At 43.2% G+C, this 13642-nt stretch carries 11 protein-coding genes; 7 read left to right on the forward strand and 4 right to left on the reverse strand.

The window, feature by feature from the left end; genetic code table 11:
• The first annotated feature begins 26 nt into the window (after window positions 1–26).
• The 6 genes from ACGHVY_RS18515 to ACGHVY_RS18540 all read left to right on the forward strand — a co-directional run bounded on the left by ACGHVY_RS18515 (window position 27) and on the right by ACGHVY_RS18540 (window position 7520).
• Window positions 27–872, forward strand: coding sequence for a peptidyl-prolyl cis-trans isomerase (locus tag ACGHVY_RS18515; protein WP_390600555.1), 846 nt, complete (start codon window positions 27–29; stop codon window positions 870–872).
• Between the two features lie 9 nt (window positions 873–881).
• On the forward strand, window positions 882–2264 hold the full coding sequence (locus ACGHVY_RS18520; RefSeq protein ID WP_390600558.1) for a peptidylprolyl isomerase: 1383 nt from the start codon (window positions 882–884) through the stop codon (window positions 2262–2264).
• Between the two features lie 21 nt (window positions 2265–2285).
• On the forward strand, window positions 2286–4019 hold the full coding sequence (locus ACGHVY_RS18525; protein ID WP_308746810.1) for an OstA-like protein: 1734 nt from the start codon (window positions 2286–2288) through the stop codon (window positions 4017–4019).
• 1 nt (window position 4020) lies between these two features.
• Window positions 4021–4320: a hypothetical protein gene (locus tag ACGHVY_RS18530; protein ID WP_308746809.1), complete on the forward strand. Its 300-nt coding sequence runs from the start codon at window positions 4021–4023 to the stop codon at window positions 4318–4320.
• A 13-nt stretch (window positions 4321–4333) separates the two neighbouring features.
• A complete protein-coding gene (gene mutL / locus ACGHVY_RS18535; RefSeq protein WP_390600560.1) occupies window positions 4334–6232 on the forward strand; it encodes a DNA mismatch repair endonuclease MutL in 1899 nt (632 codons plus the stop codon).
• Between the two features lie 103 nt (window positions 6233–6335).
• Window positions 6336–7520 (forward strand): OmpA family protein, encoded by a 1185-nt coding sequence (locus ACGHVY_RS18540; RefSeq protein ID WP_308746807.1) that lies wholly within the window; start codon window positions 6336–6338, stop codon window positions 7518–7520.
• Window positions 7521–7735: 215 nt separating this feature from the next.
• On the opposite strand, the gene ACGHVY_RS18545 is transcribed toward ACGHVY_RS18540, so the two are convergent.
• The 3 genes from ACGHVY_RS18545 to ACGHVY_RS18555 form a co-directional block, all read right to left on the reverse strand.
• A complete protein-coding gene (locus tag ACGHVY_RS18545) occupies window positions 7736–8167 on the reverse strand; it encodes a DUF4143 domain-containing protein (RefSeq protein WP_390600562.1) in 432 nt (143 codons plus the stop codon).
• A gap of 88 nt (window positions 8168–8255) precedes the next feature.
• Window positions 8256–8756 (reverse strand): DUF4411 family protein, encoded by a 501-nt coding sequence (locus tag ACGHVY_RS18550; RefSeq protein ID WP_308746806.1) that lies wholly within the window; start codon window positions 8754–8756, stop codon window positions 8256–8258.
• A 2-nt stretch (window positions 8757–8758) separates the two neighbouring features.
• Window positions 8759–9886, reverse strand: a complete 1128-nt coding sequence (locus tag ACGHVY_RS18555; RefSeq protein WP_390600565.1) for an ImmA/IrrE family metallo-endopeptidase — start codon at window positions 9884–9886, stop codon at window positions 8759–8761.
• A gap of 199 nt (window positions 9887–10085) precedes the next feature.
• Here ACGHVY_RS18555 and ACGHVY_RS18560 point away from each other — a divergent pair, with 199 nt between their 5' ends.
• Window positions 10086–12455 carry a DUF2339 domain-containing protein gene (locus ACGHVY_RS18560; protein ID WP_390600568.1) on the forward strand — a complete coding sequence of 790 codons (2370 nt, stop codon included), beginning with the start codon at window positions 10086–10088 and terminating at the stop codon, window positions 12453–12455.
• 90 nt (window positions 12456–12545) lie between these two features.
• Here the strand turns inward: ACGHVY_RS18560 and trpS are convergent, their stop codons facing one another.
• On the reverse strand, window positions 12546–13640 hold the full coding sequence (gene trpS, locus ACGHVY_RS18565; RefSeq protein WP_044653940.1) for a tryptophan--tRNA ligase: 1095 nt from the start codon (window positions 13638–13640) through the stop codon (window positions 12546–12548).
• Window positions 13641–13642 lie beyond the last annotated feature (2 nt).

Below are 13642 nucleotides of genomic sequence, written 5' to 3' on the forward strand. Positions count from 1 at the left end.
CTTAAATAAGTAGATTTCAGTTGCCAATGCGAATATTAGTCCTCTTACTGATTATCCTTTTTACTTGTGGGGCGTGCAAAGAACAGCGCGACCACAAAGGAAAGACTCCTTTGGTAGAGGTGGACGGTAACTTTTTATATAAAGAAGATTTGATGTCCGTACTTCCCGTCGGACTGTCAAAAGACGATAGCATTCTCTTCGCCGAGCATTATATTCGTAGCTGGGCTGAAGAGATTTTATTGTATGAAAAGGCTGCAAACAATATTCCCGATAATGTGGATGTGGACAAACTGGTGGAGAATTACCGCAAAGCGTTGATTATGCATACTTATCAGCAGGAGTTGATTAACCAGAAATTGGCGAAAGACATTCCCGAACAGGAGATTGCGGAGTATTACGAGAAAAACAAGGAACTGTTTAAGCTGGAAAGCCCGTTGATAAAAGGATTGTTTATTAAAGTGCCGCTGACGGCTCCCCAGTTGAATAATGTCCGCAGATGGTATAAGTCGGATAAACAGGATGCTGTGGAAAGTCTTGAGAAATATAGTTTGCAGAATGCGGTGAAATATGAATACTTCTATGACAAATGGGTGCCGGTGACAGATGTGCTGGACTTGATTCCGTTGAAAGTAGAAGCGCCGGAAGAATATGTGAACAAACACCGTCAGGTGGAACTGAAAGATACGGCATTTCATTATTTCCTGAATGTGAGCGATTATCGTGGAGCAGGGGAGGAAAAACCGTATGAGTTTGCCCGGGCGGAAGTGAAGGACTTGCTGGTCAATCAGAAACGGGTGAGTTTTATGGAACAAGTAAAGAGTGATCTGTATCAGCAGGCGGCAAGCAAAAAGAAGATTATATATAATTATTAAATACAAAGAATGAAGAAGTTTGTGAACTTTAGATTTGTTGTTACCCTTATTCTGGCAGTATTTGCTAATGTGGCAACTTATGCACAGGACAATGTGGTTGATGAAGTAGTTTGGGTAGTAGGTGACGAAGCTATTTTAAAATCAGATGTAGAAGAGGCACGTATGGATGCCTTGTATAACGGACGCAGATTCGACGGCGACCCTTATTGCGTGATTCCTGAAGAAATTGCCGTGCAGAAGCTGTTCTTGCACCAGGCAAAGCTGGATAGTATCGAAGTTTCCGAAGCGGAAATCATACAGCGTGTAGATATGATGACCAATATGTATATCCAGCAGATTGGTTCTAAAGAAAAGATGGAAGAATACTTCAATAAAACCGCGACACAGATTCGTGAGACATTGCGCGACAATGCACGTGACGGACTGACGGTGCAGAAGATGCAGCAGAAACTGGTTGGGGAAATCAAGGTGACTCCGGCAGAAGTACGCCGTTACTTCAAAGACCTTCCGCAAGACAGTATCCCGTACATCCCGACACAGGTGGAGGTGCAGATTATCACTCTGCAACCTAAAATTCCTATTGCGGAAATTGAAGATGTGAAGAAAAGGTTGCGTGACTATACCGACCGTGTGACGAAAGGGGAAATCGACTTCTCTACGTTGGCTCGTCTGTATTCCGAAGACAAAGCATCTGCCATCAAAGGTGGCGAATGCGGATTCATGGGACGTGGTATGATGGACCCTTCTTATGCGAATGTGGCATTCAGCTTGCAGGATCCGAAGAAAGTATCCAAGATTGTAGAGTCGGAATTCGGTTATCACATTATCCAGTTGATTGAAAAGCGTGGCGACCGCGTCAATACACGTCATATCCTGTTGCGTCCGAAAGTGTCGGAAAAAGAACTGACCGAGGCTTGTGCACGTCTGGACTCTATTGCAGATGATATCCGCGCTAATAAATTCACGTTCGACGAAGCGGCTGCCGTTATCTCACAAGATAAGGATACCCGCAACAACCACGGTATCATGGTGAACATCAACGAGAACTCCGGTGTCACGACTTCTAAGTTCCAGATGCAGGATCTTCCGCAGGATGTAGCTAAGGTGGTAGACAAGATGAATGTAGGCGAAATTTCAAAAGCCTTTACAATGATAAACGAGAAGGACGGAAAAGAAGTATGTGCTATCGTAAAGTTGAAAGCGAAAATCAACGGTCATAAAGCTACCATCGCAGAGGATTATCAGGACTTGAAAGAGATCGTGATGGATAAACGCCGTGAAGAGATGTTGCAGAAGTGGATTCTGAACAAGCAGAAAAACACATATGTACGCATCAACGAAAACTGGCAGAAGTGTGACTTCAAGTACCCGGGTTGGGTGAAGAAGGATTGATGTTTAACAGCTTGACTTTATATGCTGAAACAAAATAAGAAAGATAAACAACAAGACAGGCATAGATGGCTCCTTATAGGCTTTCTATGCCTGTTTGGTGTATGTCTTGTAGCGCAAGTAAGGCCTACGGGACAGAAACCTGCAACTAATAAGGGGACTTCAACGAAGCCGGCTGCGGATACGTCTAAAACGGCTCGGCCGCCACAGAAGCAGCCGGAGAATAAAAAGACGAAGGTTTATTTGCTCCATGCCGACGAAGGTCAGGCGGACAAGCTGGCCCGCCCTGATGTGCAAGTGCTGATTGGTAACGTGAAGATGCGCCACGACAGTATGTATATGTACTGTGACAGTGCCTTGATTTTCGAGAAAACCAACTCGGTGGAGGCTTTCAGTAATGTACGTATGGAGCAGGGAGACACCTTATTTATATATGGTGATTACCTTTACTATGACGGAATGACGCAGATTGCGCAGCTCCGTGAAAACGTGAAGATGATTAACCGCAATACGACCCTGCTGACAGACAGCTTGAACTACGACCGTCTCTATGATCTCGGGTATTACTTTGAAGGGGGAACCTTGATGGATGAAGAGAACGTGCTGACTTCCGACTGGGGCGAATACAGCCCTGCCACGAAACAGTCAGTGTTCAACCACGATGTGAAACTCGTGAATCCCAAGTTTGTGCTGACTTCCGATACATTAAGGTATAATACGGAGAACAAAATAGCCGTTATCCTTGGTCCTTCGAACATTGTGAGTGATAATAACCACATCTACTCCGAACGTGGATTCTATAACACGTTGACCGAGCAAGCCGAACTGCTCGACCGTTCCATTCTGACCAACCAGGGAAAGAAACTGGTGGGCGACAGTCTGTTCTACGACCGTGTCGTCGGTTATGGTGAGGCGTTCGATAATGTGAAGATGACGGATACTATCAATAAGAATATGCTGACGGGCGATTACTGCTTCTATAATGAATTGACGGATTCTGCCTTTGCCACCAAGCGGGCGGTTGCCATTGATTATTCGCAGGGGGATAGTCTCTTTATGCATGGGGATACCTTGCAGGTGGTATCTTACAATCTGAATACCGACTCTTTGTTCCGTTTGATGAAGGCATATCATAAAGTGCGTATGTACCGTACCGATGTGCAGGGAGTATGCGACTCGCTGGTGTATAACTCGAAGGACTCCTGCATGACTATGTATACCGACCCGATTCTTTGGAATGACGGCCAGCAGCTACTGGGCGAGCAGATTAAGATTTATATGAATGACAGTACCATTGACTGGGCGCATATCATCAACCAGGCTTTGACGGTGGAAATGAAAGACTCCATCCATTATAACCAAGTGTCCGGCAAGGAGATGAAAGCCTATTTCATAGATGGCGATATGCGGCATATCGAGGTGGTTGGTAATGTACAGACTGCTTTTTATCCCGAAGAGAAGGACAGCACGATGACCGGATTCAATTGTCTGGAAGGCAGTGTGCTTCATCTTTACATGAAAGACAAGAAGATGGAGAAGGGACTGTTTATCGGCAAGTCCAACGGAACGATGTATCCGATGGATCAAATACCGCCCGACAAACTGCGTCTGCCTACTTTTGCCTGGTTCGACTATGTCCGTCCGCTGAATAAGGATGATATATTCAACTGGCGGAGCAAGCGGGAAGGGGAAACTCTGAAACCGACTACCGACCGGCGACCGAAAACAGAAAAGCGAAACTTAATTAATATGAAGTAGTATGGGAATGTTTAATTCGATGAGGAAACCTCGTGGCTTTAATCATCAATACATTTACGTGGACGAGCGCAAGGAAAAGCTCGCCAAGATGGAAGAGAACGCAAAACGCGACTTGGGCATGCTGCCGGAGAAAGAATTTAATCCGGAGGATATTCGTGGTAAGTTTATCGAAGGAACTACTCACCTGAAAAGAAGAAAAGCAAGTGGCCGCAAACCGGTCTCTTTCGGAATCATATTGGTTATCATTGCTTTCCTTTTGTATTTGTGGCATTATTTGGCAACGGGAAGCTGGAACTTTTAATTTTAACTGAATTATGAGCGATATTATTCATTTGTTACCTGATTCGGTAGCTAACCAGATTGCTGCCGGCGAAGTGATACAACGTCCGGCATCTGTTATCAAGGAGCTAGTGGAGAATGCGATTGATGCAGATGCGCAAAATATACATGTATTGGTGACTGATGCGGGGAAGACCAGCATTCAGGTTATCGATGATGGAAAGGGAATGTCCGAAACGGACGCCCGTCTTTCCTTCGAGCGTCATGCTACTTCCAAGATACGTGAAGCTGCCGATTTGTTTGCTCTGCGCACGATGGGATTTCGTGGAGAAGCCTTGGCTTCCATTGCCGCAGTGGCTCAGGTAGAACTGAAGACACGCCCGGAATCGGAGGAATTGGGAACGAAGCTGGTGATAGCAGGCTCTACGGTAGAGAGCCAGGAAGCTGTTTCCTGTTCAAAAGGAAGCAACTTCTCCGTAAAGAACCTGTTCTTTAATGTGCCCGCCCGTCGTAAATTCCTGAAAGCGAACTCAACCGAACTGAGTAATATCCTTGCTGAATTTGAACGTATCGCTCTTGTTCATCCGGAAGTCGCCTTTTCACTTTATAGCAATGATTCGGAGCTTTTCAATCTTCCGGTATCTCCATTGCGTCAGCGCATTATGGCTATTTTCGGTAAAAAGCTCAATCAGCAGTTGCTTAATATAGAAGTGAACACTACCATGGTGAAAATCTCCGGATACGTAGCCAAACCGGAAACAGCCCGTAAGAAAGGCGCTCACCAGTATTTCTTCGTCAACGGGCGTTATATGCGCCATCCTTACTTCCATAAGGCAGTGATGGAGGCCTATGAACAGTTGATTCCCGCCGGCGAGCAGATTTCCTACTTTATCTATTTTGAAGTAGATCCGGCCAATATCGATGTGAATATTCACCCGACCAAGACCGAAATCAAGTTTGAGAATGAACAGGCCATCTGGCAGATACTTTCGGCATCGGTGAAAGAGTCGTTGGGTAAGTTCAGTGCTATCCCTTCCATTGATTTTGATACGGAAGATATGCCCGATATTCCGGCATTTGAACAGAAGACAACTTCCGAGCCTCCTAGAGTGCATTATAACTCGGATTATAATCCGTTCAAAGTTCCGACAGGCGGTAGCGGCGGTTCGTATAGCCGTTCAAAGGTGGAATGGGAGGATTTGTATGGCGGTCTGACGAAAGCCAGCAAGATGAATAATCCGATGCCGGAGCCTGAAATGGAATGGGAAGACTCTGTTGTCAGCGAAGAAACGTCCGTTATAGAAGAAAAAATGGAGACAATGCCTTCTATGGCTTCTTCTACTTTATATGCCAGCGAACCTGTGATAGAAAAAGGAAACCAGCATTTGCAGTTCAAGGGACGGTTTATTCTGACTTCCGTAAAATCCGGGTTGATGCTTATCGACCAGCACCGGGCACATATACGGGTGCTTTTCGACCGGTATATGGTTCAGATTCAGCAGAAGCAAGGTGTGTCGCAAGGTGTTCTTTTCCCCGAAATATTGCAATTGCCCGCTTCGGAAGCTGCCGTGTTGCAAAGTATTATGGATGATTTGTCGGCAGTAGGTTTCGATTTGAGCAATCTGGGCGGCGGAAGTTATGCCATCAATGGCATTCCGTCCGGTATCGAAGGGCTGAATCCGGTCGAACTGGTGCGTAATATGCTACATACGGCAATGGAAAAAGGGAACGATGTCAAGGAAGAAATACAGAATATACTGGCACTGACATTGGCACGTGCGGCAGCAATCGTTTACGGACAAGTGCTGAGCAACGAAGAAATGGTCAGTCTTGTTGATAATCTTTTCGCTTGTCCCTCACCGAATTACACTCCGGACGGGAAGGTTGTATTGACGACAATTAAGGAAGAAGATATCGAACGTTTATTCAAATAAAGCAAATAATTTCATCTTTTCCTAAAACCTTTTAGTTCAGTTCGTGTTATTTAATTAGTTCAACAATGAAAAAGATTTAAATAACCACTTAACTATTAGGTATATGAAAAAGATTCTGATGTTGCTGGCTTTTGCCGGCGTTGCGTCTGTCGCTTCTGCGCAGCAGACTATGACGGTAACTGAATACGAAGTGATTCAGGTACAAGATAAATATCAAGTAATAACCAACCCGTTCTGGAGCAACTGGTTCTTCTCTGTAGGGGGCGGTGCTCAGGTGCTGTATGGCAATAATGACCATATCGGCAAATTCAGAGACCGTGTTGCTCCTACATTCAACGTGTCTGTCGGCAAATGGCTAACTCCGGGCTTCGGACTGCGTATGCAGTACAGTGGTCTGCAAGCTAAAGGATTCACGATGAATGAAACTGCTGACTATGTAGTCGGTGGTCCGAGAGAAGACGGTTCTTACAAACAGAGATGGGATTACATGAATCTTCATGGTGATTTGATGATTAACCTGAACGCGCTTTTCGGTGGATACAATCCGAACCGTGTATATGAAATCATCCCTTATATCGGTGCCGGTTGGGCTCATTCTTACTCTCGTCCTCACACTGATGCCGCTACTTTCAATGCAGGTATCATCAACCGTTTCCGCTTGTCGAACGCTGTTGACTTGAACCTTGAATTGAGCGCAACAGGTCTGGAAGGTAAGTTTGACGGCGAACATGGTGGCAAACGTGATTATGACGGTATCCTCGGTGCAACTGTCGGTGTAACTTATTATTTCCCGACCCGCGGATTCCAACGTCCTGTACCGCAGATTATCTCTGAACTCGAACTGAACCAGATGCGTAACCAGATGAATGCAATGGCAGCCGCCAATATGCAGTTGCAACAGCAGTTGGCTGATGCAAAACAGCCGGTTGAAGTAGAAGAAGAAACAGTAGTTATCACAGATCCTAATATCGCTCCGCGTACCGTATTCTTCAAGATTGGTTCTGACAAACTGTCTCCGCAGGAAGAGATGAACTTGTCTTATCTTGCCAGCCGCATTAAAGAATTCCCCGGCACTACCTATACCATCAACGGATATGCAGACTCTGCAACAGGTACTCCGGCTTTCAACCAGAAGTTGAGCTTGGAACGTGCACAGGTTGTTAAAGACCTGCTGGTAAAGAAGTATGGAATTCCTGCCGATAACTTGAAAGTTGCTGCCGGTGGTGGCGTCGATAAGTTCGGTCAACCGATTCTGAACCGTGTTGTACTGGTAGAAACAGCAAAATAATAAAGTGATTTCAGCATTCAGCGATTCTCTATAATCGCTTGCTGTAAAGGAAAAGCGGCTGAAAGCGAACCCTAAATGGATGGTTCTCGCTTTCAGCCGTAATGCTGATGGATAAGCCGTTTTGGAGTGGCTGAAACGACTGGAAGCGAAAGCCGAAAGTACGGTATCGCAAGCTGCCGAATATGTTTCTTTTACGCTCTCATCTTATCGATGATTTAAGGAGAGCAGATGTATTGGCTGGCAGGTATCATCCGGATTATTTTTCCATCTTCTTCGAAACTGTCAGCTTGGCTAGTGGTGACGATAATGCCTTCTGATAGGTTAAATGCTTTCATGGCTTCCAGTAATCCGTTATATTCACGCTTGAAGTTTTGATCGGTTATTTGATGGCAGACTTGGATGGCGCGGATTACTTTACCTTTTTCGATAATGACAAAATCACATTCGCCTTTGTCTTTATAGTAGCAAATATTTTTTGATGTCCTGCGCAGGTACAGGAAAATAAGATTCTCCAGTTTATGTCCGGTTGCACCTGAAAAATTGGCGGAGGCTTCGTTTACTAATCCTAAGTCCATGGCATACACCTTCTTGGGGGTTCGTGACTGCACTTTCAGCGAGTAGCTGAATATGGGGACGAACTCCAACAAACGATTTCGTAGTTTATCAGCAAACGATTTCGTTTGCTGCTGGCAAATGAATGATGGTTCTGTTTAGAGTGAACCGAGGAAAATCATTCTAATATGTCTCTCCCAACTCTCTAAACATCTCTTCCAGTTGAATACATTTCACGTTATATTGCATACATACATCTGGAAGCTTGATTTCTCCCGGACTGTTGGGAGCTGACCTCTCCATAGAAACAATTGTCCATTCTGCCGGATTGACAGAAGCGAAAGAAGCCAAATAAATATCAGCTTTATCCATGCGGAGGAACTTTGTTTTAGCTTTGGGAATATAAAACGTATTTGTAGTAGCCCACTGGACTATTGCCGTCAGTTTTTGAACTGACATGGCATTGTCGAATTTTACAAAGAATGAGTCACTGAGACTTGTCTCCATCCAGTTTTTCAGTTCATCACTATTGTTATAAAGTTCATCTTGTACTTTATCAATGCTGCATATTTTACCATTTTCAGCTAAGGTTCTGAGTTTACTCCAAAAGCTCACTCCTACATCTGTTGGACAGAACGAGCGATGAGGAGTTACGAAGCAGTTGGAATCTATTATATATTTCATAGTCAAATAAAAAAAGGAGATTTTATAATTTTGTGAAATGTGTCGCCTTTTAATCCGGTAAGCCGATAAGCATCCATGTGTAATAGCATATTTCTATTCAGTGCGTTATTGACATGAATAAGAAATGTACGGCTATTCTTTTTTATTGCGGATGGGTAGAAATTGCCACCTTTATTGTTCTCTATGTGTGCTATCGGTTCTTTTACCCAGGAATTGTATAACTGAAAAAATCTGGAACTACTAATCAATCCTAATTCCATAGCTCTCCTCGCTATAACAAAGCGACTGACTTTGAAACGTTTTGATAAAGTTGCATAATCTTCTCCGAGATTAGTCCAGACTTCTTTGAATAATAATTCCGGTACTAAGAAATTGGCGGCAACTTTATCACAGAACTTCTCTGTATCAGAAGAATGTTCTATGTCAATTTCACCAACTCCGGCGCTATATCCCGTTAGGATATGACTAAACTCATGTATCAACGTAAACATTTGGGCTCCTTTAGCATCCTTGCTATTCACGAAGATGAATGGGGCATAATCATCTATTAGCGTGAAGCCACGACAAACTTTTACCGGAATGGGACGAGAATTATTAAATCCAACGACACTGTTGTAACTAATGATAACGCCTTTGTCTTCCATCCTTTTGGTGATATATTTTAAGGCATCATCAATATTCTTATATTCAAAAGCCCAATTATGAGGAAGCTGTAATATGTCCCTTATCTTGTCGCAGACTTCCTGAATACTATTTTCCGAAGTAAAAATGCCTACGTAATTTGCCTTGTCAAAATCCTGCTTGCGTAGGTAATTGGAAAGCCAGTCTTGCCGTTCCTGCATTTCTATTATCGTATCATAGACGTTTATATCGTGAGAACGATCATCTATATTACGGAAAAATGGGATTGGACAGACTTCTTGGGGAGGCTCATTGAGGAACATATATCCCAAAGGAACATAGAATTTTCGAGCAAACTGTTCTATACTTTTAAAAGTCGGTAATTTTGTACCATCTAACCATTGCTGAAATGTAGGGTTTTCAGCTACATATTCATCAACTGTTTTTCCTATTCGTTCAACAACCCAAATAAGAATGTTTTGATTAATATGTATCCTGGTTACGCTCATAATGTATTTTTGTTGGTTTGTCACTACAAAAGTAACATTTATCTTTCACTTTTGATGGATAAATTAGAAAAATGTAGTTTGTTTGAGATTTATATTTGCTCATCATACTAAATAGAAGAAATAAAACTTTTTGCAGGAATTGCTCCATGGTGTTATTATATGTTTTATATTTGTGATACTGAATCAAATACAAAATACTATGGGCGATTTGAATAGTGTATATCCTCTGCTTGGTATAGTGATACTTATTGTTTTGCTATGTCGGTTTGATGGTCGGTTTACGAAAGTAGAGAAAGAGCTTGATACAATAAAAAAACAGATGGATGCTCTTTTGAAAGGACAGGCGGAAATGGCTGCTGGTGATATAAAATCAAGTGAAGAGACGTCTGAGAAAGTTGTGGCAGAAGTCTTGCCAAAAGAAAAAACAGTTGAAGAAGAGTTGCTTGTTCAAGAACCAGGTATAGTAGTTGAGGCTGTGGTTACTGATAATTTGAAAGATGCTTCAAAAGATATTCAAGGGGATATTCAAGAAGAAATTATTGAAAATATTCCAGTTGAGGATACTGCTCAAAAAGAATCTCTTATGTCTCCGGTTACTGTGGCACCAGTTGTTCCGAAGCCGAAGAAACAAGTAAATTACGAGAAGTTTATCGGCGAAAACCTTTTCGGAAAGATTGGTATTCTTATATTTGTGATAGGGGTGGGCTTCTTTGTGAAGTACGCCATTGATAAGAACTGGATTAATGAGACTTTCCGTACCGTACTTGGTTTCCTGACGGGGGCAGCACTACTGTTTGTTGCCGAACGTTTACAGAAGAAATATCGTACATTCAGTTCGCTGCTTGCTGGTGGTGCTTTTGCCGTGTTCTATCTTACAGTTGCTATTGCGTTCCATTATTATCATATCTTCTCGCAGACTGTGGCGTTTATCATTCTGATAGCTATTACTGTATTTATGTCTGTTCTCTCTGTGATATATGACAGGCGTGAGTTGGCTATTATTGCACTTGTAGGCGGATTTTTAGCACCTTTCATTGTGAGTAGCGGAGAAGGTAGTTATCAAGTTCTGTTTACTTATGTGAGCATTTTGAATTTGGGAATGTTCGGACTTTCTATCTATAAAAAGTGGAGCGAACTTCCGATTATCTCCTTTGTCTTTACTTGCCTTATCATGGCTAGTTTCTTATTGTTGAACTATTCTTCCCGTTCTACAATCATATCGGGACATTTGTTGATGTTTGCCACCTTGTTCTATTTTATCTTTTTGCTTCCGGTATTCTCCATCCTTCGTGGAGAGAAGATACAGGCAATGAGCCGTGGACTGGTATTTGTCATCATCACTAATAATTTTGTCTATTTACTTTCGGGAATACTGTTCCTGCGAAACATGGGGCTGTCTTTCAAAGCAAGCGGGTTGTTAAGCCTGTTTATCGCTCTTGTTAATTTGGGATTGGTTCTTTGGCTGTGGAAAAGCAGGAAAGATTATAAATTCCTGGTGCATACTACCCTGGGACTTGTATTGACCTTTGTCTCCATCACCATTCCGATTCAACTGGATGGAAACTATATCACATTACTTTGGGCATCGGAAATGGTATTACTGCTATGGCTTTATGTTCAATCAAAGATTAGAGTCTATGAATATGCGGCTAAAATACTGGTAGGACTTACCTTCGTTTCTTACTTAATGGATGTATATAGTGTGATGTTTGAACATCATTCTTTGAGTACTATCTTCTTGAACAGTTCATTTGCAACATCCTTGTTCGTAGGCTTGGCAACGGGAGCATTCGCCCTATTGATGGAATATTATCATCAATTCTTCTCCACAGCCCGTCGGTTGCAATACAGTTTTTGGAATCCCTTAATGCTTATCATTTCCGTAGCCATCCTGTATTATACATTTATGATGGAATTCAGTTTGTATTTTGAAGGAGCGACGCGAAGCGGAGCAATGTTCTTGTTTACTGCCGTTTCCATTTCGAGTGTTTGTTATGCTTTCAGAAAACGATTCCCGATAACGAAACATCTCACTTCTTATATCTTGGCTATCGGGGCAAACGTACTTGTATATATCATAAATATATGGGGCGACCAGAGAATATGGACTTCCCCTCCTGTTGTACTACCATGGCTGACAGCTGCGTTCGTAATAGCGAATTTGTATTATGTAGCACGCTTGTACTATACAATCATCGGCATAAAGCCCCGATTTACCATATATATCAATATCCTTGCCACACTCATTTGGGTGACAATGGTACGCTCTTTCCTTTGGCAAGTGGGAGTAGACGAATTTAGTGCCGGACTATCGCTTTCATTAAGCATCGCCGGTTTCGTCCAAATGGGATTAGGAATGCGTCTGCATCAAAAAGTACTCCGCATGGTGAGCCTTGCGACTTTCGGAATAGTCCTACTCAAACTCGTCTTTGACGATTTATGGGCTATGCCAACTATCGGCAAGATTATCGTATTCATCATTTTAGGACTGATATTACTGATACTTTCATTCCTCTATCAGAAACTGAAAGATGTATTGTTCAAGAACGACGAGGATGAAATAAACTAAATTTGGATAAAAACATACTAATAAGAAAGGCTGCCCGTTCTATAAAAGAATGGCAGCCTTTACCTTGATATATTGTAGAAATTATATCTTTTACTCTTGCGAGAAACGTTTCACCTGCTCTTCGATTAACTCCTTATCATCGAAATAATTAATTTTCATCGCTTTCTTCACATCAGCCAAAGTCTCGGCAGCCGCAGCTCTTGCCACTTCGCAGCCTTGCTGAAGCATCTCGTAGATAGCAGGAATATCCTTGCTGAACTCTTTGCGACGATTGCGAATCGGCTCCAAAGTCTCCTGCATGATAGAATTCAGGAAACGTTTTACTTTCACGTCACCCAGTCCGCCGCGTTGGTAATGAGCTTTCAACTCTTCCAAATTCGGGTAGTCCGGCAAGAAGCGTTCGAAATGTTCGGGACGGCAGAAAGCGTCGAGATAAGTAAATACCGTATTACCTTCAATCTTTCCCGGGTCCTGCACGCGGAGATGTCCCGGGTCAGTGTACATACTCATGATTTTCTTCTGAATCTCTTCCGGTTCTTCCGACAGATAGATACAGTTGCCGAGTGATTTGCTCATCTTCGCCTTACCGTCAGTTCCCGGCAGACGCAGACAAGCCGCATTGTCCGGCAATAGAATTTCCGGCTCTACCAAAGTTTCACCATATATATAGTTGAATCGGCGGACGATTTCGCGTGCCTGTTCGAGCATCGGCTCCTGGTCTTCACCAACGGGGACAGTCGTTGCACGGAAAGCCGTGATATCCGCAGCCTGGCTGATAGGATAAGTGAAAAAACCTACGGGGATACTCGCTTCAAAGTTACGCATTTGGATTTCCGCTTTCACAGTCGGGTTACGTTGCAGGCGTGACACGCTGACAAGGTCCATAAAGTAGAAACTGAGTTCGCACAGTTCCGGGATTTGCGACTGGATGAAGATGGTAGCTTTGGACGGGTCGATGCCGCAAGCCAAATAATCAAGGGCAACCTCGATTACATTCTGACGTACCTTTTCAGGATTGTCTATATTGTCGGTCAACGCCTGTGAGTCGGCGATGAAGATAAACATCTTGCTGTAATCACCTGCGTTTTGCAAGTCAACTCTGCGTTTCAACGAACCTACATAATGTCCGATATGAAGTCTGCCGGTAGGGCGGTCTCCCGTCAATATGATTTTTTCTTTTCCCATTG

Source organism: Bacteroides sp. f07 (genome assembly GCF_042854785.1).
In the GTDB taxonomy this organism is placed as follows: domain Bacteria; phylum Bacteroidota; class Bacteroidia; order Bacteroidales; family Bacteroidaceae; genus Bacteroides.